Here is a 25199-nt window from a genome sequence, read left to right on the forward strand (position 1 = left end):
AGGAAAGAATGATGAAATCGAAAACGAAGATGGAAGCGGAGCAGGCTGCCATCGCCCAGCGGTCCGACTGGCTTGGTATTCTGTCGCGCAGTGTTGGCAGTGAGCTTGAGGCCTTGGCGGCGGATCTGGTGACCGACTCGACATTTGAATGGCTGAGGCCTTCCGATATCGGCCTGGTCATGGTGCGTGGTCGCGCGGGTGGCACGGGCAACGTGTTCAATCTCGGAGAGATGACGGTAGCCCGCGCTTCGGTCCGGCTTGAAGACGGCACTGTTGGGCACGGTTACGTCCAGGGACGCGACAAGCGCCAGGCGGAACTGGCGGCAATCGTCGATGCGCTGCTGCAGCAGCCGCACCGCCATGAATTGATCACGGCAAAGGTTATCGAGCCGCTGCGGGAAAGGGCCGAAGCACGACGCCTGGCAAAAAGCCGCAAGGCCGCAGCCACCAAGGTCGAGTTCTTCACTATGGTTCGCGGGGAGGACCCGGCATGACAGTCCAATCTTCAGCAACATCCATGCGTCCCGTCTCCTCCGGCGGCGCTTCGCTGAAGGCAGGCTTTGCCGATCCGGTCTTCGACGCCCAAGCGGTGTTTCGCGCGAGCCTGCTTGCGACCGCCTATCCCGGCCGTGTCGTGCCATTCGACCGCGCATTGGCGCCGCCGCGGCCCTTTTCATCGGCAACCGCGGCACTCTGCCTGACGCTCATGGATTTCGAGACGCTGGCCTGGCTCGACCGGCAGGCGGCATCCGACGAGGCGGTGGCCTGGCTCCGCTATCACTGCGGCCTGCCCGTCACAGACGACCCTATGAAGGCGCGTTTCGCTGTCGTCACCGATGCACTGTCAATGCCGCGCCTCGTCGAATTTCATCCAGGCGACGTGGAATACCCTGATCGCTCGATGACGCTGATCATCCAGGTTTCGTCCTTTACCGACGGACCGACGACCACCTGGACCGGCCCCGGCATCAAGACGACCGCTCACGTGAGCATCGGCGGGTTGCCCTTCTGGTTCTGGTCCGACTGGGAGCTGAATAGAGAGCTCTACCCGCGCGGGATCGACGTCATCTTCACGAACGGCAATGCCCTGGTGGGCCTGCCGCGCACAATCGCGGTGGAGACTTAAATGGCTTATGTTGCTGTCAAGGGTGGCGAACAGGCCATCCTTAACACCCTCAGGCTGATCTCGGAAACCCGTCGTGGCGATCCGGCCTTCGCCGAACTAACGCTCGCCCAGATCAGCGAACAGTTCGGCCTAGCCGTCGACCGGGTGATGACAGAGGGATCGGTCTACGACCGGGAACTCGCCGCACTTGCCCTCAAGCAGGCGCAGGGTGATGTGATCGAGGCGATCTTCCTGCTGCGCGCCTACCGCACCACGCTGCCTCGGTTCGCCGTGTCAGAACCGGTCGATACGTCGCGCATGACGATCCGCCGGCGCATCTCGGCGACGTTCAAGGATATCCCGGGCGGCCAGGTGCTTGGACCCACTTACGACTGCACACACCGGCTGCTCGATTTTGCCCTCGCCGCCGAAGGGCTTCAGCGGCCCCAGGCAGGTTTGGCCGCCGAGCCGCTCGACAAAGATGTGCCGCAGGTCATCGACCTGCTCGGCAGCGAAGGTCTGATCGAAGAGGAAAGCGACGAGGGTCAGGGCGAAATCTTCGATCTCACCCGCGAGCCGATGAGCCTTCCGGCAGGGCGCGACCAGCGCCTGCAAAACCTGGCGCGCGGCGACGAGGGTTTTCTGCTCGGGCTCGCTTATTCGACAGTCCGTGGTTACGGCGGCGCGCATCCCTTCGTCGGCGAACTGAGATTGGGTGAAGTGACGGTCGAGATCGTCCCCGAGGAGCTCGGTTTTCCGATTGCTGTCGCGGAAATCGCCGTCACCGAATGCCAGATGATCAACCAGTTCCGTGGCACGGCCGCCAAGCCGCCGCGGTTCACCCGCGGTTATGGCCTCACCTTTGGCCACAACGAGCGCAAGGCGATGGCCATGTCATTGGTCGACCGGGCGATGCGCGCCCGCGAACTTGGCGAGGACGTACGCTACCCCGCCCAGGATGAGGAATTCGTCCTTGCCCATACGGACAATGTCGAGGCGAGCGGCATGGTCTCGCATTTCAAGCTGCCGCATTACGTCGATTTCCAGGCCGAGTTGGCGCTCGTCCGGCAATTGCGGGCCGAACACATGGCCGCCCGGGAAGCACAAACGAAGGAGGTCGCCGAATGAGCGCCGGCACGACAACGATTCACAGCGACACTGGCTACAACTTCGCCTACCTTGATGAGCAGACGAAGCGGATGATCCGCCGTTCGCTGTTGAAGGCCCTCTCCATACCCGGTTACCAAGTGCCGTTCGGCGGCCGAGAGATGCCGCTCGCCTATGGCTGGGGCACTGGCGGTATCCAGGTGACGGCCAGCGTCATCGGTCCCGACGACCGGCTGAAGGTGATCGACCAGGGTGCCGACGACACCACTAATGCTGTCTCCATCCGCCGTTTCTTCCAGACGGTCACCGACGTCACTGTTACCGAATCCACCGAAGACGCGACCATCATCCAGACACGCCACCGCATTCCGGAGATTCCGCTCAAGGAGGGTCAGGTACTGGTCTATCAAGTGCCGCAGCCCGAACCACTGCAGAAGATCGAGCCCCGCGAGACCGAGACGCGCAAGATGCATGCCTATGCCGAATATGGCGCCATGCGGGTGACGCTCTACGAGGACGTCGCCCACTTCGGCCGCATCGCCAAGACCTACGACTATCCGGCCGTCATAAACGGCCGCCATCTGATGTCACCATCGCCGATCCCGAAGTTCGACAATCCGAAGATGGAGATGAATCCAGCGATCCAGCTGTTTGGCGCCGGCCGGGAGAAGCGCATCTATGCGGTGCCGCCCTACACATCCGTCAGAAGCCTCGATTTTGACGACCATCCCTTCGAGGTGCAGACCTGGAAGGGATGCTGCGCGCTCTGCGGCTCGACTGTGAGTTACCTCGACGAAGTGATCACCGATGACAAGGGTTCGCGCATGTTTGTCTGTTCGGACACCGACTTCTGCAACACCCGTCAGGCCAAGGCCGCAGCGCAACCGAAGACCGCCGGAGAGCAGTCATGACCACGAATGCGATCCGCAAGCTTACTCCGAAGCCGCCGCTGCTTGAAGTCTCCGGGCTTTGCAAGTCCTACGGCGGCCAGATCGGCTGCCGCGATGTGTCTTTCGCGATCCGACCCGGCGAGGTGCTTGGCATCGTCGGCGAGAGCGGTTCCGGAAAATCGACGCTTCTCGCCTGCCTCTCCGGCCGGCTGGCACCCGATGCCGGCACGATCTCCTACGACATGAAGGATCGGGGACCCGTTGACATTCTCACGCTCTCCGAACCCGAACGCAGACGGCTTGCCCGTACCGACTGGGGCATTGTTCATCAGAATCCGCGCGACGGGCTACGGCTGGACGTCTCGGCAGGCGGCAATATCGGTGAACGCCCGATGGCGATCGGCGCCCGCCATTACGGCAACATTCGGGCCGAGGCCCAGGACTGGCTGCAGAAGGTCGAGATCGACCTTGCGCGCACTGACCATCGGCCACGCACCTTTTCCGGCGGCATGCAGCAGCGCCTGCAGATCGCCCGCAATCTCGTCACCCGTCCCCGGCTCGTCTTCATGGACGAACCGACGGGTGGTCTGGACGTGTCGGTGCAGGCGCGCCTGCTCGATCTCTTGCGCGGACTTGTACGCGAGCTCGGCATCGCTGTTATTATCGTCACCCATGATCTTGCCGTCGTGCGCCTGCTCGCCGACCGGCTGATGGTCATGCAGCGCGGTCGCGTCATCGAGCAGGGCCTCACCGACCAGGTGCTCGACGACCCCCATCATCCCTATACGCAACTGCTTGTCTCTTCCGTCCTGCAGGTTTGAGACAATAAGGACAATTCATGACCATTCGTTTGCACGCCAAGGGTCTGACCAAGACCTTCACCCTCCACACCCAGGGCGGTATCGTCCTGCCCGTCTTCGACAACATCGATCTTACGGTGAGTCCCGGCGAATGCGTGTGCCTGCACGGACCGTCCGGCGCCGGCAAGTCGACGCTTCTGCGCTCGCTTTATGCCAACTACAAGCCAGATGAAGGCCAGATCCTCGTTGAGCACATGGGCGAGCCTCTCGACCTGCTCGCCGCCGAGCCCTGGGAGGTGGTGGAAATCCGCCGCTCGACGATTGGCTATGTCAGCCAGTTCCTGCGCGTCATCCCGCGCATCGGTGCCCGCGACGTCGTCGCTGAACCGGCCATCGCCAACGGCATGCCCGCCGACGAAGCTGTAGCGAAAGCACAAGAATTGCTCAGTCGGCTCCGTATACCGGAACGCCTTTGGTCGCTGGCCCCCGCCACCTTTTCCGGGGGCGAGCAGCAGCGCGTCAACATCGCCCGCGGCTTCATCGTGGATTACCCGGTCCTGCTGCTCGACGAACCGACCGCATCCCTCGACGCCGCCAACCGTGCGACCGTCGTTGATCTGATCAACGAGGCGAAATCCCGCGGCGGCGCCATCGTGGGTATCTTCCATGACGAGGAAGTTCGAGAAGCCGTTGCCGACAGGCTCTTTGCGATCGGCAATCAACCGGCCGCGATGGCTGTACCGGCTGCTGCCGTAGCGGAGGTGTGCAGTTGATGCCCGAACCATGCGGTCCTCGCTATGCCATTTACTACACCCGCTCGCGAACATCCGCTCACCGTAGCGGCACGTTCGTGGCTTGGCCGTGATGCCTTCAGCGCTGATCCTATCGAGGACGCCCGTCCGGAAGCGGACATCCGTTTAACCTCAGAGCCGCGCCGGTATGGTTTTCATGCCACCCTCAAGGCACCGTTCCGGCTAACAGAAGGCACTTCGGTCAAGGACCTGGAGCAGGCGCTCAGCAGGTTTGCTGCGTCACGGGCCCCTTGTCCGATCGGGCCGTTGAGAATCGACCTTCTCGGCGGCTTCTTCGCACTCGTTCCCGCCAGTCCCATCCCGACTTTGCGTAGTTTTGCTGCGCAGATCGTTGAAGAGCTCGATACAGTTCCGGGCGCCGATGGACGGAGACGACCTCGAGCGGCGCATGAGCCACCAACTCGACGAGGTCGAGATGCCCAACCTCGTCACCTGGGGCTATCCTTATGTGTTTTCATTCGGCTTTTCGAGGCCTGCTCCGATGAGCCGGACATGGAATACGCCATGGTCGATGCCACCATCGTCAAGGTCCATCGCCACGGCCAGGGCGCAAAAGGGGGACTCAAAGCCAGGCCATAGGCCGCTCCAAAGGCGGCATGACAACTAAAATCTTGGCACTCACCGATGCACTTGGCAATCTTGTGCGCTTTGTTCTTTTGCCCGGCCAGCGGTTCGATACGGTGGGTGTTGCACCGCTCATCGATGGTGTCTGTTTCGGCGGCTTGATCGCCGACAAAGCCTTCGACAGCAACACCATCATTGCCGACCTGAATGAGCGCGGCGCCAAGATCGTTATCTCACAGCACTCACGTCGTACTTTTCCCCTGCCGCTCGACAAGGAACTCTACAAATGGCGCCATCTGATCGAGAACTTCTTCTGCAAGCTCAAGGAATTCAAGCGTATCGCCATGCGCACCGACAAAACCGACCAGAGCTTCGCAGCCTTCATCAACCTCGCTGCTGCCGTCATAAACTCACGCTGAATCTCAACAAGCCTTAGGCCGCGGAGGTAACGGTGGATCCCCGCCTACTGGCGCGGCGGCTTCCTCTATGGAGGTCAGCTGTTCAGGACGTTCGCGGCCTCTCTTCAGCGCCGCGCGAGTTGCAGTCAAAGTCGACGCAGGTCACTATCCCATACGCGACCAGCTTACGAAGTCCCTCGCCTTTTGCACGAGAGCTTGGCGCGTTTGCCACCGGCGACCACAAGCGTGAAACGGATGAAATGTGGGGCGGCGAAGACTAAGCGCCCCACCATCGAAACTAGCAGCTTTGAACTTCAGGGATGCAACTCTCGGAGTTTCCATCAACCCCGTTCCGTTCGTCTGGGACATCGATCGGCCTCTCTGTCTGGCCAACGCAAACTAGCTCTCGTTCGCCTCACCTCGACTTGCACTGTTGTGGATCGAAAGAAGAATGCGGACCAGTGCTTCGCCACCGTCTTTGGGCGACTGCTCTCCAGATTTTCGCGTCCCCGTTCGACAAGACGCTTCGCCAAAAGGTCCATGAAACATCGGCTTTGACCCAATCGCGGTATCGCTTGAAAACCGTGTTCCAGCTCCCGAAGAAGGCTGGAAGGTCGCGCCACGGGCTTCCTGTCCGCACGATCCAAAGCAACGCTTCGATGAAGCGGCGATTGTCGCCACCACTTCGTCCGGGATCGGCTGGCTTACCCAGACAATGCGGTTCCATCTTCGCCCATTGGGCGTCCGTCAGCACAAATCGTTCCATCCAAAGCTTGAATCACAATCAAGCCAAAAGTGGAATCCTGAATCTCAACAAGCCTTAATCCGTGAAGTGAAAAACACCTGTCAGACCGCTTGGCTACTGCGTTACGCGGATCCATCTTTTGCCATGCGCGCGGCCCGCCTTGATCGGCCTTTTCACTGTTTTCATCACCGCATGAATGCGACTCAAGGCAACCCTGAGGTCTCCCTCACGGTACTGTCACCTTCCATCTCCTCGACCGTAAAGTTTGTCATCGATGCCACCCTCCAACGCCAACCACCATCTACAGGAAGCGCTAATATAAAATTGCTTTTCGTCAGCCACCTGCTTCCCGGGCAGTAGTAAGAACGCTCTATATTAGATTAATGACGGACAAGGCCGCAACTGCCTGAGTTGTGAGCATCATTGAAAAGTTGCAGTGGCGAGCGGCGCTAATCACGAAAGACATGGCAGGCTCCTAACGGCCAGGAATATGGGGCATACGGTCCGGGTGAAGAGATCGCCGATAGGTCGAAGCGAACGAACGCTGATCGCTTGCCGTCTCGAAAAGGGTTTCATGAAGCAAGCCTGGAATGCTTCTGCTGGCAGGGTTATTCATGATCCAGCAAAGATTCGCGAATGGAATGGCAAGGGGCGGTTGAGTGAACCCGTTCACCTCTGTCAGTGCAGGCCGAATTCGCGCAGCAGTTCTTCGCGATAGCGCACGAACCGGCTTTCGCTGCGGTCGCGCGGGCGGGGCAGATCGACGTCGATCAACCGGGCCGCGCCGCCTTTCTCCTTCGGCAGGATCAGCACCCGGTCGGCAAGATAGATCGCCTCTTCCAGATCGTGGGTGACCATGACCATGGTGACGTTCTCCTCGCTCCAGATGCGGGCCAGTTCCTCCTGCATGCCGATCTTGGTCATGGCGTCGAGCGCGCCGAGTGGTTCGTCGAGCAGCAGGATTTCGGGTTGCACGGTCAGCGCCCGGGCGATGCCGACGCGCTGCGCCATGCCGCCGGAAAGCTGGCTCGGCCAGGCATCGGCGAATTCGGCGAGGCCGACAAGCGCGATGTAGAAGCGGGCCCTTTCGTCGGCGTCGGCCTTGGCCACGCCGCGCACTTCGAGGCCAAAGGCGACATTGCCGAGCACGGTCAGCCAGGGCAGCAGGCGCGGTTCCTGGAAGATCACCGCGCGCTCGGCGCCGACGCCATGCACCGGCTTGCCGTCGATGGCGACGCCGCCGCTGTCGGCGGCCTCCAACCCGGCAAGAATGCGCAACAGCGTGGTCTTGCCTGAGCCGCTGGCGCCGACGATGACCAGGCATTCACCGGAGCGGACGTCGAGGTTGAGCGTCCTCAGCACGGCAAGCTTGCGGCCGCCGAGGGTGAAGGATTTGGAGAGGTCGCGGATCGAGACCTCTCCGCCGCGGTTGGTGCCAGTCATTTCAGCTCCCGGTCCATCTCAGCTCTCAGTTCGTCTTGGTTTCGCCGGGCCGGTAGAGAATGTCGGCGGCCTTCAGCTTACCCTTGGCCAGGCGGCCGTCGCGTTCCAGCACGGCAACCCAGAAATCGATGTCGCGGTCGGTCGCTTGCGCGCCTTCGCGCAGGCCAAAGCCGGTCCAGTAGCGGGCCAGATCGCCATTTTCGCCGCGCTTGTTGAGGATGTCGGCGAGCACCTTGCGGGCTTCGTCAGGATTCTGCCGCGACCAGTCGGAGGCGCGTGCCGATTGTTCGACGAAGTTACGCGCCGCATCCGGGTTGGCGGCGATGAAGTCGCGCCGCAGCACGACGAAGCCGCCGGCGAGTTCGCCCAGCACGTCGGTGTCGTTGAACACGCCGCGCACGCCGCCATTGGCGACCAGGGCGCCGGCGAAGGTCGCCTGCCAGTAGCCCAGCCCGGCAATATCGACCTGGCGCGAGCGCAAGGTCTGTTCGAGTTGCGGCCCGGGTACGACGACGAGGTTGGCGGCATCCGGCGGCAGGCCGACGCTGTGCAGCGCCTCGCGCACCGTATAGTCGAGATGGGCGCCGAGCGTGTTGACCGAGATGGTCTTGCCGGCAATGTCGGCGATCGATTTGATCGGGCTGTCTTCCAGCACATAGAAGACGCTTTTGACGTCCTTGTTGATGCCGTTGCTCGGATAGGCGGCGACGAAGTCGTTGCCGCCGGAGATCGAGTTGATCACCGCGGCGGTGGCTGCCGAACCGAGGTCGACGCTGCCGGAGGAAAGAGCAAACAGCGATTCCGGGCCGCCGGCGGCATAGCCGACATTCTCCAGCTCGATGCCGAGGTCCTTGAAATAGCCGAGCTCGTAGGCCAGCTCATGCGGGGAGATGCCGCCCCGGCTGGCGAGGTAGCGAAATTTGACAGGTGCGCCTTGCGCAAAGGCGAAGCGGGGCAGGCCGGCGGCGATGATGCCGGCGGCAAGCGGTGCACCGGCAAGCAGGGAACGACGCGTGATTTTCATGGTCCGATCTTTCCTGGGTCGAGAGGAGGGGTAGGCCTGGATTGAGAGGGTTGGTCAGTTGACGGGATTGCTCCAGCGGCACAGTCGCCGCTGCAGGACAACCAGCGCCTGGTTGGCGACCAGGCCGAGGCCGGCGAGGATGACGATCGCCGCGAACATCAGCGGAATCTGGAAATTGTATTGGGCGTTCATCACCTGGAAGCCGATGCCCTTGTTGGCGCCGATCATTTCGGAGGCGATCAGCAGCAGGAGCGCCGTGGTGGCGCTGAGCCTCAAGCCGACGAAGATCGAGGGCACGGCGCCGGGCAGCACGACGCGGCGGAACACGGTGAGCCGCGTCGCGCCATAGACGCGCGCCATTTCGAGCAGTTTTGGATCGACTTCCTTGACGCCGCTGGTGGTGTTGAGCAGCAGCGGAAACAAAGTCGCCCAGAAGATGACGAAGATCTTGGAGGTTTCACCCAGCCCCAGCAGCAGGATGAACACCGGGTAGAGCGCCAGCGCCGAGGTCTGCCGGAATAGCTGCAGGATCGGGTCGAGCGCGGTTTCGACGGCGCGCACCTGGCCCATGAACAGGCCAAGCGGAATGGCGACCGCGACAGCCGCTGCAAAGGCAATGCCGGCACGCTGCAGGCTGATGGCGATGTCGCCGAGCAAGGTACCGCCGGCGAGCCCTTTCCACAGGGCGGCAACGATCATGTCGACCGGCGGCAGCACCGCCGCATTGACCCATCCAACGCTGCTCGCCACCTGCCAGAGCGCCAGGAACCCGAGAAGAACGCCGTAGCGCGACAGGAAGCGAACGGTCGCCCGGCCGCCGAGGCGCAGGAAGTCAGTGTCTATGCCGGTTCCGCCGCGGTGTGCGGCGATCGTGATCCGCCGCTCGATATGCTGCAAAGTCATCGTCTTGCCCTTTCCCTGGAAGCTGGTTGGCGCGTCGGAGGACTATTCGGCGGCCAGTACGGTCGAGCGGGCTGATGTCCACGGGTTTTCCGGCCGCCTGAGGCCAAGGTTCTCGCGCAGCGTCCTGCCTTCGTAAGCCCTGCGGAACAGGCCGCGGCGCTGCAGTTCCGGGATGACCAGGTCGACGAAATCGTCGAGTGCGCCCGGAAGCCAGGGCGGCAGGATGTTGAAGCCGTCGGCGGCGTCGCTAGTGAACCATTCCTCCAAGAGGTCGGCCACCTCCGTGGCGCTGCCGACGATGGTGTAGTGGCCACGCGCCGTCGCCACCCACTGGTAGAGCTGGCGGATGGTGAAGTTGTTCTCGTCGGCGATCTGGCGGATCAGCGCCTGGCGGCTCTTCATGCCTTCGGTTTCCTTGCTCGGCGGCAGCGGGCCGTCGAGCGGATAACCCCTGATGTCGAGCGTCTGGCCGGCGAGCCCGTTGAGCAGAGCGACGCCGTCCTCGGGCAGGATGAGGTCGTTGAGTTGCTGGTACTTCTCTCGCGCTTCCTCCGTGGTGCGGCCAACGAAGGGCGCCACGCCGGGCATGATCAGCACCTGGTCGGGATCGCGGCCGACAGCCGCCACGCGCGCCTTGATGTCGCGGTAGAACTCCTGCGCCGTTTCGAGTTTCTGATGGGCGGTGAAGATGACCTCGGCCGAGTGCGCGGCAAGCCCGCGTCCATCCTCGGACTGCCCGGCCTGGACCACCACCGGGTGACCCTGAACGGGGCGCGGCACGTTGAGCGGACCTTTGACGCTGAAATGCGCGCCCTTATGGTCGACGTCGTGCAATTTGTCCTTGTCGTAGAAGCGGCCAGACTGCTTGTCGCGGATGAAGGCGTCGTCCTCCCAGCTGTCCCACAGCGCTTTAACCGTGTCGACATGCTCATGTGCCCTTGCATAGCGCTCGGCATGGTTGGGCTGGACATCGCGGTTGAAGTTCTGGGCGGTTTCGTCGCCGGCCGAAGTCACGACATTCCAGCCGGCGCGGCCGTTGGACAACAGATCGAGCGAAGCGAATTTGCGCGCCAGCGTGTAGGGCTCTTCATAGGTGGTGGACGCCGTGGCGATGAAGCCCAGATGCGTGGTCAGCGGCGCCAAGGCCGCAAACAGCGTGACCGGCTCGAAGCCGGCGATCTTGGCGTTGCCGCCTTCGCGGGCGCCGAGGCCGACCGTCAGATTGTCGGCCAGGAAATAGGCGTCGAACAGACCGCGCTCGGCGGTCAGCGCCAGCTGCTTGTGGAATTCAAAGTTCGTCGCGCCATCGGCCGGCGCGTCGGGATGGCGCCATGCGGCGATATGCTGGCCGCCACCTGGCAGAAAGGCGCCTAGCTTGATTTGTCTGGGCATTGTCAAATTCCTCTTTTCGCATCAGTTGAAGACATGTCCCCTGGTGTTCAGGCGGCCTTGATCCTTGCCGGCTTGGCGGCCTTCGTCCGAGAGACGCTGCGACGTCCGTCGACGGCGACTGGTACGTCGCCGTCGACCGTGGCGCGGTGGACGACGCGGCGCTGATCGCCGTAGTCATTGACGGCGTAGTGCTGCGTGGCGCGGTTGTCCCAGATCGCCACATCACCGCGCTGCCAACGCCAGCGAATGGTATTCTCCGGTGCGGTAACGTAGGATTGGAACAACTCGTAGATCCGGTGGAAGTCGCTTCTGGACAGGCCGACGAACCGCTGCACGAAGTTGCCGAGAAGGAGGGTGCGCTCACCGGTCTCGGGATGAACCCGCACAACCGGGTGTTCGGTCTCGTAAATCGTCGAAGTAAACACCTCATCGAAGTGTTTTGCTTCCGCCTCTGTCGCCCGCGGTCGCACCGCCGCGTAGTCGTAGGTGTTGCTGTGAACCGCCCAAAGATCGTCGGCGAACCGCTTGAGCGTTGGCGGTAAACTCTCATAGGCGGCCGCGGTATTCGACCAGATCGTGTCGCCACCGGCCGAAGGAATGACCACGCCGCGCAGGACCGAGAACTTTGGATAGGCGTCGACGAACGTGACGTCAGTGTGCCACTGATCGGCGCGACCGCCGCCGCGACTTGAGTCCAGTTCGAGGATTGAGGTCGTGCCGACGATTGACCCCTGGGTCGGATGCGGCACCAAGTCGCCTAGCCGCTGAGCGAAACGCTCCTGCTCGGCATCGTCCAGGTGCCCCTGGTCGCGGAAGAACACGACCTTGTGGCGAAGCAGAAGCTTATTGATTGCCACCACCACACTGTGGGGTAGATCCCCGGATAGACGAACGTTGCTGATCTCTGCGCCGACGCGTGCTGTGAGGGGAGCAACATCGGCTTCCGGAATGGTTGCATCAATGAAAGCAGGCTTGGTCATGGCTAGTCTCCAGGCGGATTGAGCTTTTGGTTGCGGCTGACGATTTCTCGAAGATCCAGACAGGGCTGGAGAAGGCGCTTCAGGCCAGATTTGCGTTGGAATCTCGGGTCGAAGAGCGCCACTGGCCGCGGGCGATAGCAATGTCCGCCTGAGGCGCGTCGGAACCCGAAACCAACTCGTCTCGAGTTCGCGACGCCAGATAGGGCGCGAATTGCGCGATCGCGCGATCGAGACGATCGGCCAGTATCGGCGAGACCGAGGTTTGGTCGACGAAGTCGCGTTCTGAAGCATAGATCCCTGTCGCCAGCGTTCGTGCCTCGAAGAACCCAAAGAGCGGCCGCAGCTGATGCTCGACGATCAACGCGTGTCGGTCTCCGCCGCCGGTCGCGGCGAGCAGTACCGGCTTGCCTATGAACGCGGTGGGCTCCAGCAGATCGATGAAATGCTTGAAGAGGCCAGCGTAACTGCCTTTGTAGACCGGGCTTGCGACGACCAGCGCCTCGGCTTGCAGCAGATGGTCAACAAGTCTCCTTGCCTTCGTGTCCAGATCGGAAAGGCGGTGCGCTGCGCCCAGCGAAGGCAGGAACTGGCCAATATCGATGACCTCGAAGCTCCTGTCGTATTGTTGCGCTGTTCGCCTTACGATCTCTTCGACCAAAGCGCGGGTGCGGGAGGGAGAACTGAAGCTGCCGGAAAATCCGACGATTTCGGGTCTGGTCATCAGGTGCTGTCCCTCTCCTTGAAAATGCGGAGCCGCAGTCGCGACATGGGGACAGAATAGTTATTTCTACAAAATCTATAGAGAAAGAGGATTGCGTGTTTGCATCTACTTGTGAAATTCCTTTCCCCGCTTGCGGCGTTTCGAGCCTCGCCTTTCGATGAACGACGTAATCGTGGTGTGCGCAGCACCGCGCGTGGCTCGGAACGGGTTCTCGCGGCCTAGACGTTTGAACGGGCAGTTGCACTGACGTCGGCGCCTGGGAAACGAGGGCGCAAGAGGCTCAGGACCCGTCGTAGCAAGTCGGTCCTCGCACCCTTGATCGCTTCCTGGTCCTGCCCGGCGATGCTGCTCGCCAGCGGCGGAAACGGATTTACCTCTTTGGTTGCCATGTTGGAGGCAGCCCTCGGCCTCCCGAGGCCTGACAAGCGCGGAATCGACATTCGCTGTCTGCCGCCAGCAAAGCGCGCCATCCGTAATCCGATCGGAAAGTCAGGAGTTCCGCGACCGTTTAGATAGTGCTTCGGCGATGAACGCCGTTTTGGCGTTGCTGTAGCCTTCTCGATCAGAGCCGAACCTGTCGGCAAGGCGCTTCTTGAGAAGCCCATATGTTTTCGCAGCGTCGGGATTGGCGCGCAGGTAGTCGCGAAAAGCTATATGCCGCCCGAGTTCTGGGTTGGCCGCCGCACATACGTAGAGGTGATGCGCCGGCAACCTGCTCGGCTGAGTAAAGGCGTGACGCCCATCAATGCCCCTCTCACCCTCATACGTATATCCGATTTTCGAGAGCTTATTGATTGCAACAGAAAGGTCGGCTTCGGTTGGAATCACCACGTCCATGTCGATTATGGGCTTTGCGGCCAAACCGGCGACCGCAGTGCTTCCGATATGCTCAATCTCAAGCGCAGTTGTCCCTAAAGCTCGTGCGATCTCATCTCTGATCTGGGCAAAAACAGCGGGCCATGCGGGATCATACGGCACGATAATTACAGGATTGATCATTCTTCCAACCGGATGGCTTTTTGTCGTGCCTAAAAGCCTGTGACGTATCAAACTTTAGGAGTTTTGCGACAGACAGTCCGCTTCGCGCAACGAATCGGACGTAATGCGGCCTGTGCCTTGGACTGGTTCTTCAGGTTGGGGAAGATCAGCATCATTTCATAGGGTGGAATTTCCCAGCCGCGGAGCAGTTCCACGAGGCGGCCGACCGCGACGGACCGCTGGCACACATAAGCGGGAAGGAGTGCAAGCCGGCGATGCAGGATGCAGCAGAAACCCCATAGAACGCGGTGGAAAGCGAACTTGCAGATATCATCCGCCAGCGTGACGAAGCGATGGCTGCGGAGGAGGGGCTTGCCCCTTATATCGGACGCGTCCTCTGGTTTCGTCTCAGTCCTTGTGAGGGCGTCCTAGGCCAGCGCGAAGGTCACCTATTCACTTTCGAGCGAAGAGGCTTCAATCGCTAGCACATCAAGCCCCTCAATCTCCTGCATCACTTTTCCGGCGATACCCTGCAAGTCGCCATACATGCCGACGGTCGACTCGATCACCGCTTGGATCTGCGCCTCGCGCTTGGCCCACAGGCGTGTTGTGGCTTTGCGTTCCTTGGCGAGGTCATCCTGCATATCCGAGAATTTCTCCACGATCGCCTCGACGCGGTGACGGAAGCGCGCACCGGTCAGATAGCCGTAAACCTGCTCCATTTTGGTGGCCTGGCCATCCTGGGCGAGGCGGGAGTTCGCCAACTCGATCAGGGATTGTCGAAGCATGATGGCGATCGGGATCGCGCATTTGGGATGGGCGACATAGACGCCGTCCACGAGATCGAAGGTTTCCACGCCGGAAGGCAACGCTTCCGAGATCATCAGCGCGATATCCGCTTTCGCCGCGCGTTGATCCGCCCGCAGCTTGCCCAGCCAGCCTTGGCTCCAGTTCTTGGTGCGTTTCGATTCCCACAAAATGGCGCCGCATGACTGGCCTGCCGGTCCGACCACGCGGTGCAGGACATCTCCGCCGAACTCGCCCTTGGCGACCGGTTCAATGATGTCCATAGGGAACCGGTTGGCGATGAGGGACTCCAGTTCAAGCTCGAGGACCTCACCCTGCAACTGCTGGGAGCCTTGCTCGGCACGGCGCTTCAGCTCCTCGATCTGGCGCTGCATGCCGGCGATCTGTACTTCTTTTTCCGCAACCTTCATTTTGAGGCCGTCTTCGGCTTCCGTTCTCGCCTTGATGCGAACGGCATCCAATCCTTCCTGGATCTTCTTTTCGATGGTCAGCGCCATCTCCCGCTTTTCATCGTCAAGCGCACGTTGCTGTTTCAGGAATTCCGCCTGTTGCTGCTGGGCCTCGGCGAGCTTTTCGTCGCGCGCCTTCAACGTCGCTTCCAGCTCGGCAAGCTTGTTATCCCTGTTCTCCAGGTCTACCGAAAGCAGCAATTTTGCCTTGCGAGCTTCCTCGACCGCGATTGCGGCACGCTCGAGCTTGATTTGCTCAGCCACCTGATTGCCGATGTCCTCTTTGGCGGCGTCGATCGCGGCCTGCTCGCGTTCAAGCTCTTCCTCTCGGGCCGCCATGGACGCATTGCTCTGCGCCAAGCGCCGTTCATAGTCCTCGCGGGTGGCGGCAATCAGCGGCGCCGCGAGCGACTCGTTGAGCTTGATCTCCGTTTTGCAGCTTGGGCAGCTGATTGTCGGTTCGTTGAGAATCCTGGGCTGGACGGTCATTGGCGCGCTGACTCGGCTGGGGGCTGATGGTCCCAGACTATATTTTGCCGGCCCCTTTTGGAAAAGAACAAATGTCGAACATGACTGTTATCCCCAGCGGAAGGACGGAACGGAGCGGCGAGCTTCCGCTAACATCCACATTTCTCCGCTATTCCGGCGATGCATTCCTCGAGACGCTCCAGGCGGAACTTCGCAATACGAAGTTCATTCCCGGCGTCGAAACGTCGATGGCGTCCCTGCGATGTGGTCGCCACGAGGTCGCGCTCCAGTTCCGCAATGCGCGCACGCACCTCCCGGGCATCGTCCTGACGCAACCCCTTGATCCACCCACGCCCCCGCATCAGTCTTCCTGCCAGCACCCCGAAAGTCATGCCGAGTTATGCCACCGAGACCCTAATTTGCGGCAAGCCGAAACACTCAAAATTTAACTTCCGCTAATGCGAGGAAGACGAATAGCCCGGCAAGATAGTCAAGCAATCGGACGCGATCCTGGGAGGTGGCTATCGTCTCCCTAATAAGGCCGCGCCCGAACCGAAAACCAACCGGCCGGATACATGCGCCAGGAGCCGGTCACGACGCGAAATACCGACCAAAGATGCGGGCGAGCATCCTGTGTGCGGTCGAATCCCTCCAAGATTGAATGCCCGCTGCGAAAGCAGCTCAGGCGCTCGCCTTTTGCGGTTGGCTAAACGTATTTTCCGGACGCGGCAGACCGAAATGGTCCCTCAGCGTTGCCCCGTCATAGTCGTGCCGGAAAAGCCCGCGCCTGCGCAAGATCGGCACCACCTCCTCGGCGAATATGTCGAACCCGCCCTGCAGATAGGGCGGCATGATATTGAAGCCATCGGCGGCACCATTGTCGAACCATTCCTGGATGTTGTCGGCGATCTGTTCAGGCGTCCCGGCCTGGACCCAATGCCCGCGCGCCCCTGCGAGGCGGTGGAGCAACTGGCGGATGGTTGGGTTCTCGCGCTCGATGATGTCAAGCACGACATGAAAGCGGCTGCTTGCACCACGCTCCCCCTCGACACTGATGAGCTCGCGCGGAAATGGCCCGTCCAGATCGTAGCTGGAAAGATCAGCGTCGACGATGCGGCGTAGCTAGTGAAGCGAATATTCCGGCTGCGTCAGCTCGTTGAACTCGTCATGCAGCGCGCGGGCTTCGGCCTCGGTGGAACCGATGAAGGGGCTGATGCCGGGCAACACCTTGACGTGGTCAGGATTGTGGCCAACTGATTTCACGCGCGCCTTGATGTCGGCATAAAATTCCTGCGCGTTGCCGAGTGTCTGATGGGCTGTAAATATCGCCTCGGCATAGCGACTAGCGAAGGACCGTCCGTCTGGCGATCAACCCGCCTGGACGTAGACCGGACGTCCCTGCGGCGAGCGCGGAAGCGTGAGGGGGCCCTTCACCCGATGGTATTTGCCGATGTGGTTGATCGGATGGATCTTGTCGGTGTCGGCAAAAATGCCGGACTCCCGGTCCGAGACGAGCGCCTCGTCCTCCCAGCTGTCCCAGAGCTTCGTCACCACGTCAACGAATTCGCCGGCGCGTTCGTAACGATCGGCGTGGGTTGGATGTCGATCAAAACCGAAATTCAACGCTGCGGACTCGTCACCCGTCGTGACGATGTTCCAACCGGCGCGCCCGCCGCTCAGATGATCGACGGAAGCAAACAGCCTGGCCAGGTTGTAGGGTTCGTTGTAGGTGGTCGAGGCGGTCGCGATGAAGCCTATTTTCTCCGTTACGGCGGCGAGCGCCGAAATCCATGTCAGCGGCTCCAGCCTGAAGCGGCTCGCGTAGCGGATGTTGTCGGCGAGCGCGGGCCCATCGGCAAAGAACAGCGCGTCGAACTTGCTCGCCTCGGCCTTTTTCGCCAGTTCCTGATAATAGGCGATGTCCAGCACCCTCTCAGGGGCAGAATCCTTATAGCGCCAGCCGGCTTCATGATGGCCGCCAGGATAGATGAAAAGATTGAGGTTCAACTGTCGTTTTACGGCGGGCATATGTTGGTTCTCCTAAGGGGGTGACGCTAAGCGACAAGTCGTGGGGCCCTCAGACGGGCAGCACAGGCTTTATCTCGACGCCGAGATGACGCAGAAGTTCGCAGCGGATCTCGCTGAACCGGCGATCGCCATGATCGCGGGGCCTGGGGATATCGATTGCGATGTCGGCGGCGATCGCGCCATTGTCCAGCACCAGGACCCGGTCCGCCAGCGTCACGGCTTCGTCGACATCATGGGTGACCAGCAGCACGGCCGGCTGGTGCCGGGCGCAGAGCTGGCGTAACAGGTCGTGCATGCGCAGGCGCGTCAGCGCGTCGAGCGCGCCGAACGGCTCGTCCGCCAGCAGCAGGTCAGGATCACGAACTAGCGATCGCGCCAGGGCCACGCGCTGCTGCTCGCCACCAGAGAGTTCGACCGGCCATGCCGTCTCGCGGCCGCTCAAGCCAACCTCTTCGAGAGCCACCCGTCCGCGTTCGGCGGCGTCCGGCAGGTCGAGACCAAGCACCACATTTTCCAGCACGCGTTTCCACGGCAACAGTCGGGCGTCCTGGAACACCACCGATTTCTTTTGGGGCGTATCGAGTCGGCCGGAGCCGGAGACTTTGTCATCCAGATCGGCGAGCGCGCGCAACAATGTACTCTTGCCCGATCCGCAGCGGCCGAGAAGGGCGACGAACTCCCCCTTCTCGATGTCGAGACTGAGGCCGTTGAGGATGGTTCGCGGCCCGAAACGTCTCACCAGGCTCTCGACCCGCACCACCGGTGCGCCGCTCAATCCGCCAAGGTGCGACGCCATGCCAGCGACCTTTCCTGGAAGAAGCGCACGATGCCGTCGCAGCCGAGACCGAGCAACGCATAGACGACGAGGCCGACGATGACGATGTCAGTCTGGCCGTAGTTGCGCGCGAGATCGATCATGTAGCCGATGCCGCTGGTGGCATTGACCTGTTCGACCACCACCAGGGACAGCCAAGCATAGGTCACCGCCAAACGCAGGCCAAGGAAGAAGCCGGGAAGGGCGCCCGGCAGGATGACCTGGCGGATGAAGGTCTGGGCCAGTTCGACATAGCGGTTGTCTATGCCCCGCAAGCTGCTGTGGGTCTGGATATAGATCGGGATCAGCACAGCCAGCGCGATGGCCGTCACTTTCATGCCTTCGCCGATGCCGAACCACAGCATCAGCAGCGGGATCAGGGCGAGCGTCGGTATCGCCCGCTTGATCTGAACAGGGCCGTCGATGATCGCCTCACCAAGTCGGGACAACCCGGAGATGAGTGCAAGCACGGTCCCGATCAGGACTCCGAACACCAGACCCTGTGCTGCCCGCCAGGCGGACGTCATCAAATGATCCTGAAGCTTGCCTTCGGCGATGAGACCAATGGCGGTGCCGACAACGGACCATGGCGCCGGCAGCGTTCTTCGATCGATCAGGCCGGCGATACTGCCGATGGACCAGATCGCGAGAAGCAGTGCAGGCCCGATCAGCGCGCCAAACGGGATCGCTCGCCCAAGCGCCAGGCGACGCCTCGTCCCGGTCTTATGAGGCTGTACAGCGGTGGGAAACAATCCCCTTTCATCCGATGCGTGGGGAATGGGCAGTGCAACTGCGGCGGTATGTGAGAATGCATTCATCTGCTCGTCTCCAGTGTTGGGAAGCAGGCGTCAGGACGCGTTCAGCGCATTTGCCGCGATCGTCTCGAAGCGCCTGTCGAAAAGATCCTCGGCCTTGATCGCGGGTTTGTTCAGTTCCCTGGCCAGGAGATCGATCGTCGCCTGCTGCCGCGCGATCACATCGTTCCAGTCGGACGGGATGTCGAACTGACCATCGGCGTCGACGAGATACTGGCCATCTTCTGCGTTGAGGCCTTGGGTATCGACGTAGTAGCCCGCGATCCACTCTTTGGGATGTTCCTGCACCCATCGGGTCGCAAGGGCCCAGTAGTGAACATATTCGCCGAGAGCGGCAGCTTTGGCCGGGTCATCAAGCACCGCCTGTGGCGCATACAGATGGGCTGGATCGTCGCGCAAGCCATGCGGGATAGTGGTCGCGCCGTCGGCACCGTACTGGTGCAGATAGTGCTTGACGAGGACGCCCCAGATCGGCGCGACGTCGACTTGCTTGCTGGCAAGTGCCACCGCATAGGCATCGCCTTTGCTGGGCAGCTCGATGAGAGTGACATCCTCCTTTTTCAGGCCGGCGGCCTGCAGGACCCTCAGCACCAGCGCGCCTTGCGCCTGACCGGGGCTGAAGGCGATCCGTTTGCCGCGCAAGTCCGCGAGTGTCTTGACCTCGACGCCCGGCGCAATGCCGAGTTGATAAATCGGGTGCGCAACCGGTTCCTTGCGGAACTTCGCGGCAATGATCTTGACCTTGAGCCCCGTCCAGGTGGCGTGGATGGGCGGAATGTCGGCGACCGATCCGACGTCCAGCGCATTGGCGCGAAAAGCTTCGATTGTCTGGGGACCGCCGCTGATATTGGCCCATTCGACCTTGAACGGCAGTTTATCGATGAGGCCCGAGAGTTCCAGTGCCCTTTGCGTCTCGGGGTCGCCGATGCGAAGCACCGTACCCTCCGGGATCTTGGTCGGCAGCTTACCGGCGTCCGCACTGCCCGCCTCCGGAGGGAAACTCTGTTCGTCTCCAATGCGCATTTGGGGCACGTGTCCCTCAAATGAGGCGGGTTGGGTCGCCGCAGCGCAGGAGTGTTCTGACCGATGCCTGCTTGCGTTCGAAGTCAGTTTAGGCGGGCACGGAGGGACCTCCAAGCAGTGCGTTTGCAGTACAGGAGAGCCGGCGGCCGACGTAAGGCGCTTCTTTGTTGTCGCCTATGAAAAGGCCATCGGTGGCTGGTGTGTGGATAATCAGCGCTGGCGTCTTGCCGATTGCGCCAGCCGGCGCGCACTCTCGCGGCCATGGTGGCGGAGCATGTTGAACTGGCCTTGTTTGAGCAGTCACTCGGCAACATCGAGGGCCTCAATCGACCGTTCGGCGATCGTGTGGCTGACGCCGCGGAGAAAACCGCAGGGTCGGTTCTGTTCGATGTTCGCGTCGACGGCGACACCTGCGTTCAGCGGATGGCGGCGATTGGATATGGCGCGACCGGAACAGCGATAATTGTGATGGAGAAGAACGGACAACTTAGATGCGCGTCGATAAACGAAGACACCGCTCTTTTGGTGGCAGAATTGGCTGCCTGGAATGCATCTCCGCTGAGTGAGCAAGCGAGGATTGACCACAGCGCAACGGCCAGCATGCTGCTGGCGAAGCTGCGTATCTCAGGTCACTTCGACCGTCTCTAGCCGTCTCAGCGCTGCTCTTATCGGCCGTAAAGACGTGTCGATAACGACGTCAAAACCGGGCGCCTGTTGAGCCATCCAAGGAGTTGATCACCATCGGTACGGTCCGCCGTCAATTGCTCAGCGCGCCCCGCTAGCGGCTCGTTCAAGCTGCTTCACCCGATGATGCCGTTCATCACCGAGGAGTTGTGGGCACAGACAGCGGGCGAGGGCAAGGAACGGCCTCGGCTGCTGTGTCATGCCGCGTGGCCGTCGCCGGATTTCGAGGACGCTGAAGCGGCCGCCGACATCAACTGGCTGGTCGACCTCGTCTCCGGTATTCGCTCGGTGCGCTCCGAGATGAACGTGCCGCCGACGGCGATCGCGCCGCTGATGGTGATCGGCGCCAACAAGGTGGCGCAAGAGCGGCTCGAACGCCAGGCATCAGCCATCAAGCGGTTGGCGCGCGTCGGCGACATCTCTCTGGCAGATGTCGCCCCGAAAGGCTCGGCCCAGATCAGTGCTCAACGAGGCGACCATCTGCCTGCTGGCAGCCTGATCGATGTGTCTGCCGAAAAGGCGCTTCTCGAGAAGGCGATTGCAAAAACCGAGCAGGAGACCGCTTTGCCGGCAAGCTTTCGAACGAAAAGTTCGTTGCCAACGCGAATCCGGATGTGGTCGCCGCAGACCGTGAGCGTCTCGGCGACCTGGAGGGGCAAAGTGCCAGCCTCAAGCTCGCATTGGCCAGGATCAGCGAGGCGGCCTGAGGAAGACTTCAAAGTCAAATTTGGCACGCGGCGATAGTCGCGTGCTGTTGCGGTCGCTGATGCCCCAGATATGTGCCGGTCGGGCGTCAATGACGGGGAAGGTGAAGGATTGACTGATAGGGTTTGCGGGCCGAGCTTGTCGGCCGCTCAATCGAAAGCGTCATTTGAGGCGCTTCCTCGCCCGCGTGCAACTGGAAGATACGCTCGTCCAGTTCCTTGTCCACTTCCGTGAGACGATGGTTTAACCGAAGGTAGTCCGTCCAGGTCGGCGTGCGAAACGTTTCTGTCCATTGCATGGGCTTCTGCAGGTTGCGCTGGAGCGTCCAGTTCCGAGCACCGACGCGGCTGTGGACATGACGCCGCTGCCGCATGAGGTCGAGGAAGGCCTCGAGATTTCTCTCCTCTATCAGATATTCGACCTTGACCACGATCGGCCCGCTTCTCGGCTTCAAATTGAGGGCGACTGCCGGGGCGTCGAATTCCTCCAAAGGATCGGGCTCGGACTCGCGGCGCTCGCGAAGAGGAAACAGAACGCCGGCTGCGGCAACCAGCAGCAGAGCACCAGCGGAGCCCTCCAGTGCCCAGGTCAGCGAATGGTTCTGGGAAACCGTGCCCCATACCCAGCTGCCGCCCGCGATGCCGCCATCTATCAAGGCATAGTAGATCGAAATCGTACGCCCCACGACCCAGCGCGGGCTCGCCAGTTGCACGCTCACGCCAACCCCGGACCAGGCGGTGACCCAGCCCGCGCCGCCCAGGGCAAGTGCAAGTGCCGCCACCGCAATCGAAGAGGTCAGTGCAAGGGAAAGGGAGCATGCCGCGCAGGCGACGCACGCGAGCCTCATCAACCGTTCCTGCGATAAGCTCCGTCTGAATGTGCCGTTGGCGAGGCCGGCGAAGACGGCGCCTGTCCCGAAACCGGCCATGAGCGTGCCATAGGCGAGCGGCCCGCCTCCCAGTTGATCGCGGACAACCAGCGGCAGCAGCGCGAGGATGGCGATGCTTGCCAGACCAAAGAGGGTTCCGCGCGCGATCGCCGCCTTGATTTCCGATGACATCGCCGTGAAGCGCAGCCCATCATAGATCGCCGTCCTCATCGACTCGCGTGGAAGAGGTGACGAGCGAACCTTCCACTTGCAGCGCCATATGGTGCCCAGGGGTACCAAATAGGTGAGGGTGGTCACGGTAAAAGCTGCCATAAGCCCGAACGAGGCAACCACGATGCCGCCGAGCGCCGGGCCCACGGTCCGGACGGTGTTGAAGCCGACCGAGAGCAAGGTGACGGCAGCGGGAACATCGCGTCGCTGCACCATATCGCCAACCGAGGCCTGCCAGGCGGGATCGTTGAGAGCGCCGCCGCTTGCGATCAAGAAGCTGAAGCCGAGGATCATCCACGGACTAACAAAGCCCAGCGCCACGGACGCAGTGAGCATCGCAGAGGCTATCACCATAAGGCAACGGCCGGCGAACATGACCCTGCGACGGCTGAAATTGTCGGCGAGCACCCCGGCGAAGACAGATAAAATGAACGCGGGCAGGTTCGATGAAGCCTGTACCAACGCAACCATCAGATCGGAAGTCGAGATCGTCGCCATCAGCCAGCTGATGGCGACAGTCTGCATCAACCAGCCGAGAGAAGAGACCTGCGTGGCGAGCCAGATCGAACGAAAAGTCGGCTGCATGAGTGGCGCAAAAGTCGTCGGCGCAGCCAAATCTTCAACTGATCCAGCTACCCTACTCATTTTTTGCAAGCCTTTTCTTTCCGGTATCGGCCGTCTCGCATGTAATCTCGACTGAACCGAGGCGGCTGGCAAAATTGAGAGAAACTTTTTGCCTCCGATGAGGCGGACACAGTTCCTTCCGATCAGTGATTTGCGGCCGAGACGCTGACCCGAGCCAACTCACCTTGCCTTCGAAGACATCACCCGGGTGGAGCCCGTTCTTGCTTGTCGTTTGACGCAGCATGCTTCATCAACAGGCTCTTTGCCGGGCGACGCCTTTTCGCGGGACGCGACCATGTTCTTTCGTTGAAAACTCATTCACCAGGCGCGGTCAATGCGCTGAGTGTGGCTTGGGGAGAGTGAGGACGTTTGCAGATCTTTGACAGGATCGATTCACTGATAGACGCAGACGATTGCCGGGCCGCGATCGAAGAGGCGCGTGCCTTGCTACTTCAACTCGAACAAAGGTCTGATGCGCTCACACATGCGATCGACGACTTTCTGCTCGATCTCATGACACTGTCTTTCATTGTTGAATGTTACGGGCGCGGCTTTGAACTTTTGGCGCGAACGCTTGCCCGTAGAAGACTGGCGAAGGTCAGGCTTTTGTCGGGAGGGGTCGGTTCTGTCACTTGGCCGTTTTAGCGGCGATGTAAGCACCGGAGCCATGACGTGAGTCTGGGGGCTTCCAAGCGCCGGTTTGGCCGGTTAGGGTTTGCAGGGGCGCGAACAACCGCATGAACGAACGGGATGATGCTGGAAAAACTGCGCACCTGTTGGGGGTTTAGCCCGACCGTCGACAGGAACATCGCCCTGGTCGAAGGCTTTCTGAAGGGCAAGCGGTTCGCCGACCTGGCTCAGGAGCATGGCTTGTCGACAGCCAGGGTGCGCCAAATCATCGAGAAGGCCGATTGGTTCGTGGGCGGCGGCATCCTGACCAAGCCTGAACCGTCCAAGGCCTCGCCTCGATCCGATTTCATGGCCGCCTATCCGTATGTGTGGAACCTGGCCCAGCTGCAAGGGCTCGGTAGCGCCACGCCGCGTCATTTCTTTAGGGAGTTGGAACGCGCGGGATCGCTGGAACGGCTCGTTGAGAAGATGAAGCGATTGCCGAGCCGCGGACGAACAACACGTGAGCTGGTGCGCCTCGTTTGGCAAAAGGAGAGGGGCGAGAGCCCATGGCCTGCGATGAAGCGATCAAGCATTGCGATCGCGCAACCAAGTGGCCCGGTCGACCGTCCGGACCGCGCCCTTCAGTGCCAGCTCGCCTTGGAACCGGCCCTCCAGCAATTGGTTCAGCGCGCACTGGAATCAGGCTGGAGCGAGGATGAGACAGTCTACGCGCTCCTCGAGCTCGCCGGCGCGCGCCTCAAGGGGCAGCTTCCGAGGGCGGCGGTAGTCGATGGAGATGGCACTTCCTGAAACAGCTAATTCAGCCATATTGCCAAAAATAGCTGTTTCACCTATCTTAGGGGTAAAGATGGAGAGCTAGGATGACCAGCTTTACGCTAACCGACCTCGGAAACAAATCTGGCGAGGTGGTAGAGGCGGCATACCGAGGGCCTGTTGAGATCACAAAGCGCGGCAAGCGCAAATTTGTGCTTCTGACCGTTGAGCAATTCGACCGATTGGCGGGACGAAGCGCACAACGGGCGTATCGTGTCGAAGACCTCAAGGGAGCCGAGCGTGATGAAATTCTCGCTGGCCTGGACGCCGTCACCTTGAGGGATAGCGGAGAATGACCGAGCCTGAACATGGCCACGTCATTCTCTATTCCTATCTGTGGGCGCGAGAATTCGATCGCGGTGAAGACAGTGGCCG

At 61.3% G+C, this 25199-nt stretch carries 24 protein-coding genes and 4 pseudogenes; 13 read left to right on the forward strand and 15 right to left on the reverse strand.

From position 1 onward, the window contains the following. Positions 1 to 8: 8 nt before the first annotated feature. The 8 genes and pseudogenes from phnG to A3AU_RS0120635 all read left to right on the forward strand — a co-directional run. Positions 9 to 494: a phosphonate C-P lyase system protein PhnG gene (gene phnG / locus A3AU_RS0120600; protein WP_027054556.1), complete on the forward strand. Its 486-nt coding sequence runs from the start codon at positions 9 to 11 to the stop codon at positions 492 to 494. After that, positions 491 to 1126: a phosphonate C-P lyase system protein PhnH gene (gene phnH, locus A3AU_RS0120605; protein ID WP_027054557.1), complete on the forward strand. Its 636-nt coding sequence runs from the start codon at positions 491 to 493 to the stop codon at positions 1124 to 1126. Before phnG ends, phnH begins: the two co-directional genes overlap by 4 nt. Continuing rightward, entirely contained in the window at positions 1127 to 2233 is a 1107-nt protein-coding gene (locus tag A3AU_RS0120610) for a carbon-phosphorus lyase complex subunit (protein WP_027054558.1), read from the forward strand. Beyond that, entirely contained in the window at positions 2230 to 3123 is an 894-nt protein-coding gene (locus A3AU_RS0120615; protein WP_032917787.1) for an alpha-D-ribose 1-methylphosphonate 5-phosphate C-P-lyase PhnJ, read from the forward strand. The genes A3AU_RS0120610 and A3AU_RS0120615 overlap by 4 nt, the downstream gene beginning before the upstream one ends. Next, positions 3120 to 3923, forward strand: coding sequence for a phosphonate C-P lyase system protein PhnK (phnK, locus tag A3AU_RS0120620; protein ID WP_051355413.1), 804 nt, complete (start codon positions 3120 to 3122; stop codon positions 3921 to 3923). Before A3AU_RS0120615 ends, phnK begins: the two co-directional genes overlap by 4 nt. Positions 3924 to 3940: 17 nt before the next feature. Then, the gene (gene phnL, locus A3AU_RS01000000135720; protein WP_032917789.1) at positions 3941 to 4675 is read left to right on the forward strand and encodes a phosphonate C-P lyase system protein PhnL; all 735 of its coding nucleotides are present in this window, start codon (positions 3941 to 3943) and stop codon (positions 4673 to 4675) included. Between the two features lie 24 nt (positions 4676 to 4699). Further along, a pseudogene (locus A3AU_RS1000000140430) lies at positions 4700 to 4999 on the forward strand (DUF1045 domain-containing protein); the annotation flags it as partial. A 165-nt stretch (positions 5000 to 5164) separates the two neighbouring features. Further along, positions 5165 to 5697: pseudogene (locus A3AU_RS0120635) on the forward strand (IS5 family transposase); the annotation flags it as partial. A gap of 394 nt (positions 5698 to 6091) precedes the next feature. Here A3AU_RS0120635 and A3AU_RS1000000140975 read toward each other — a convergent pair. The 14 genes and pseudogenes from A3AU_RS1000000140975 to A3AU_RS01000000135735 form a co-directional block, all read right to left on the reverse strand. Continuing rightward, positions 6092 to 6442 (reverse strand): transposase, encoded by a 351-nt coding sequence (locus tag A3AU_RS1000000140975; protein WP_081709606.1) that lies wholly within the window; start codon positions 6440 to 6442, stop codon positions 6092 to 6094. A 657-nt stretch (positions 6443 to 7099) separates the two neighbouring features. Further along, on the reverse strand, positions 7100 to 7864 hold the full coding sequence (locus A3AU_RS0120640) for an ABC transporter ATP-binding protein (RefSeq protein WP_027054562.1): 765 nt from the start codon (positions 7862 to 7864) through the stop codon (positions 7100 to 7102). Between the two features lie 25 nt (positions 7865 to 7889). Beyond that, positions 7890 to 8888, reverse strand: a complete 999-nt coding sequence (locus tag A3AU_RS0120645; RefSeq protein WP_027054563.1) for an ABC transporter substrate-binding protein — start codon at positions 8886 to 8888, stop codon at positions 7890 to 7892. 54 nt (positions 8889 to 8942) lie between these two features. Next, positions 8943 to 9791: an ABC transporter permease gene (locus tag A3AU_RS0120650; RefSeq protein ID WP_027054564.1), complete on the reverse strand. Its 849-nt coding sequence runs from the start codon at positions 9789 to 9791 to the stop codon at positions 8943 to 8945. A 42-nt stretch (positions 9792 to 9833) separates the two neighbouring features. Further along, a complete protein-coding gene (locus A3AU_RS0120655) occupies positions 9834 to 11183 on the reverse strand; it encodes an LLM class flavin-dependent oxidoreductase (protein WP_027054565.1) in 1350 nt (449 codons plus the stop codon). A 47-nt stretch (positions 11184 to 11230) separates the two neighbouring features. Next, positions 11231 to 12163 carry a TauD/TfdA dioxygenase family protein gene (locus A3AU_RS0120660; RefSeq protein ID WP_027054566.1) on the reverse strand — a complete coding sequence of 311 codons (933 nt, stop codon included), beginning with the start codon at positions 12161 to 12163 and terminating at the stop codon, positions 11231 to 11233. A 79-nt stretch (positions 12164 to 12242) separates the two neighbouring features. Further along, a complete protein-coding gene (gene msuE, locus A3AU_RS01000000135725) occupies positions 12243 to 12884 on the reverse strand; it encodes an FMN reductase (protein ID WP_081709607.1) in 642 nt (213 codons plus the stop codon). Between the two features lie 489 nt (positions 12885 to 13373). Continuing rightward, the gene (locus A3AU_RS0120675) at positions 13374 to 13883 is read right to left on the reverse strand and encodes a GrpB family protein (RefSeq protein ID WP_027054568.1); all 510 of its coding nucleotides are present in this window, start codon (positions 13881 to 13883) and stop codon (positions 13374 to 13376) included. A 428-nt stretch (positions 13884 to 14311) separates the two neighbouring features. After that, positions 14312 to 15607, reverse strand: a complete 1296-nt coding sequence (locus tag A3AU_RS0120680) for a DUF2130 domain-containing protein (RefSeq protein WP_027054569.1) — start codon at positions 15605 to 15607, stop codon at positions 14312 to 14314. A 128-nt stretch (positions 15608 to 15735) separates the two neighbouring features. Then, on the reverse strand, positions 15736 to 15978 hold the full coding sequence (locus A3AU_RS0120685; protein WP_245235531.1) for a hypothetical protein: 243 nt from the start codon (positions 15976 to 15978) through the stop codon (positions 15736 to 15738). Positions 15979 to 16267: 289 nt separating this feature from the next. Then, positions 16268 to 17614 (reverse strand): annotated as a pseudogene (locus tag A3AU_RS1000000136910) (LLM class flavin-dependent oxidoreductase). Positions 17615 to 17663: 49 nt separating this feature from the next. Next, positions 17664 to 18410 (reverse strand): ABC transporter ATP-binding protein, encoded by a 747-nt coding sequence (locus tag A3AU_RS0120695; protein ID WP_027054571.1) that lies wholly within the window; start codon positions 18408 to 18410, stop codon positions 17664 to 17666. Next, positions 18386 to 19246 carry an ABC transporter permease gene (locus A3AU_RS0120700; protein ID WP_051355414.1) on the reverse strand — a complete coding sequence of 287 codons (861 nt, stop codon included), beginning with the start codon at positions 19244 to 19246 and terminating at the stop codon, positions 18386 to 18388. The genes A3AU_RS0120695 and A3AU_RS0120700 overlap by 25 nt, the downstream gene beginning before the upstream one ends. 30 nt (positions 19247 to 19276) lie before the next feature. Next, positions 19277 to 20266, reverse strand: a complete 990-nt coding sequence (locus tag A3AU_RS01000000135735; protein ID WP_418001074.1) for an ABC transporter substrate-binding protein — start codon at positions 20264 to 20266, stop codon at positions 19277 to 19279. Positions 20267 to 20527: 261 nt separating this feature from the next. Here A3AU_RS01000000135735 and A3AU_RS0120710 point away from each other — a divergent pair, with 261 nt between their 5' ends. After that, positions 20528 to 20914: a hypothetical protein gene (locus tag A3AU_RS0120710; protein WP_027054573.1), complete on the forward strand. Its 387-nt coding sequence runs from the start codon at positions 20528 to 20530 to the stop codon at positions 20912 to 20914. 114 nt (positions 20915 to 21028) lie between these two features. Further along, a pseudogene (locus tag A3AU_RS0120715) lies at positions 21029 to 21657 on the forward strand (class I tRNA ligase family protein); the annotation flags it as partial. Positions 21658 to 21743: 86 nt separating this feature from the next. Here A3AU_RS0120715 and A3AU_RS0120720 read toward each other — a convergent pair. Next, positions 21744 to 23399, reverse strand: coding sequence for an MFS transporter (locus tag A3AU_RS0120720; protein WP_032917790.1), 1656 nt, complete (start codon positions 23397 to 23399; stop codon positions 21744 to 21746). A 348-nt stretch (positions 23400 to 23747) separates the two neighbouring features. Here A3AU_RS0120720 and A3AU_RS1000000136915 point away from each other — a divergent pair, with 348 nt between their 5' ends. The 3 genes from A3AU_RS1000000136915 (at position 23748) to A3AU_RS0120735 (ending at position 25120) form a co-directional block, all read left to right on the forward strand. Beyond that, positions 23748 to 24023 (forward strand): hypothetical protein, encoded by a 276-nt coding sequence (locus A3AU_RS1000000136915; RefSeq protein ID WP_051355416.1) that lies wholly within the window; start codon positions 23748 to 23750, stop codon positions 24021 to 24023. Positions 24024 to 24131: 108 nt separating this feature from the next. Beyond that, a complete protein-coding gene (locus A3AU_RS01000000135745) occupies positions 24132 to 24800 on the forward strand; it encodes a hypothetical protein (protein WP_245235534.1) in 669 nt (222 codons plus the stop codon). A 71-nt stretch (positions 24801 to 24871) separates the two neighbouring features. Further along, complete coding sequence (locus A3AU_RS0120735; RefSeq protein ID WP_027054576.1) at positions 24872 to 25120, forward strand: type II toxin-antitoxin system Phd/YefM family antitoxin; 249 nt, start codon at positions 24872 to 24874, stop codon at positions 25118 to 25120. Positions 25121 to 25199: the final 79 nt, after the last annotated feature.

Source organism: Mesorhizobium erdmanii USDA 3471, assembly GCF_000472705.1.
GTDB lineage: Bacteria > Pseudomonadota > Alphaproteobacteria > Rhizobiales > Rhizobiaceae > Mesorhizobium > Mesorhizobium erdmanii.

Coding starts and splice junctions, on each gene's coding strand:
- A3AU_RS0120610 (WP_027054558.1), top strand. CDS start 1,127: ATGGCTTATGTTGCTGTCAAGGGTGGCGAACAGGCCATCCTTAACACC.
- A3AU_RS0120645 (WP_027054563.1), bottom strand. CDS start 8,888: ATGAAAATCACGCGTCGTTCCCTGCTTGCCGGTGCACCGCTTGCCGCC.
- phnG (WP_027054556.1), top strand. CDS start 9: ATGATGAAATCGAAAACGAAGATGGAAGCGGAGCAGGCTGCCATCGCC.
- A3AU_RS0120660 (WP_027054566.1), bottom strand. CDS start 12,163: ATGACCAAGCCTGCTTTCATTGATGCAACCATTCCGGAAGCCGATGTT.
- A3AU_RS0120640 (WP_027054562.1), bottom strand. CDS start 7,864: ATGACTGGCACCAACCGCGGCGGAGAGGTCTCGATCCGCGACCTCTCC.
- A3AU_RS0120655 (WP_027054565.1), bottom strand. CDS start 11,183: ATGCCCAGACAAATCAAGCTAGGCGCCTTTCTGCCAGGTGGCGGCCAG.
- A3AU_RS0120735 (WP_027054576.1), top strand. CDS start 24,872: ATGACCAGCTTTACGCTAACCGACCTCGGAAACAAATCTGGCGAGGTG.
- phnK (WP_051355413.1), top strand. CDS start 3,120: ATGACCACGAATGCGATCCGCAAGCTTACTCCGAAGCCGCCGCTGCTT.
- A3AU_RS0120720 (WP_032917790.1), bottom strand. CDS start 23,399: ATGAGTAGGGTAGCTGGATCAGTTGAAGATTTGGCTGCGCCGACGACT.
- A3AU_RS0120680 (WP_027054569.1), bottom strand. CDS start 15,607: ATGACCGTCCAGCCCAGGATTCTCAACGAACCGACAATCAGCTGCCCA.
- A3AU_RS0120675 (WP_027054568.1), bottom strand. CDS start 13,883: ATGATCAATCCTGTAATTATCGTGCCGTATGATCCCGCATGGCCCGCT.
- phnL (WP_032917789.1), top strand. CDS start 3,941: ATGACCATTCGTTTGCACGCCAAGGGTCTGACCAAGACCTTCACCCTC.
- A3AU_RS0120685 (WP_245235531.1), bottom strand. CDS start 15,978: ATGACTTTCGGGGTGCTGGCAGGAAGACTGATGCGGGGGCGTGGGTGG.
- A3AU_RS0120700 (WP_051355414.1), bottom strand. CDS start 19,246: ATGAATGCATTCTCACATACCGCCGCAGTTGCACTGCCCATTCCCCAC.
- A3AU_RS0120710 (WP_027054573.1), top strand. CDS start 20,528: ATGGTGGCGGAGCATGTTGAACTGGCCTTGTTTGAGCAGTCACTCGGC.
- phnH (WP_027054557.1), top strand. CDS start 491: ATGACAGTCCAATCTTCAGCAACATCCATGCGTCCCGTCTCCTCCGGC.
- A3AU_RS01000000135735 (WP_418001074.1), bottom strand. CDS start 20,266: ATGCGCATTGGAGACGAACAGAGTTTCCCTCCGGAGGCGGGCAGTGCG.
- msuE (WP_081709607.1), bottom strand. CDS start 12,884: ATGACCAGACCCGAAATCGTCGGATTTTCCGGCAGCTTCAGTTCTCCC.
- A3AU_RS1000000140975 (WP_081709606.1), bottom strand. CDS start 6,442: ATGGAACGATTTGTGCTGACGGACGCCCAATGGGCGAAGATGGAACCG.
- A3AU_RS01000000135745 (WP_245235534.1), top strand. CDS start 24,132: ATGCTGGAAAAACTGCGCACCTGTTGGGGGTTTAGCCCGACCGTCGAC.
- A3AU_RS0120615 (WP_032917787.1), top strand. CDS start 2,230: ATGAGCGCCGGCACGACAACGATTCACAGCGACACTGGCTACAACTTC.
- A3AU_RS0120650 (WP_027054564.1), bottom strand. CDS start 9,791: ATGACTTTGCAGCATATCGAGCGGCGGATCACGATCGCCGCACACCGC.
- A3AU_RS0120695 (WP_027054571.1), bottom strand. CDS start 18,410: ATGGCGTCGCACCTTGGCGGATTGAGCGGCGCACCGGTGGTGCGGGTC.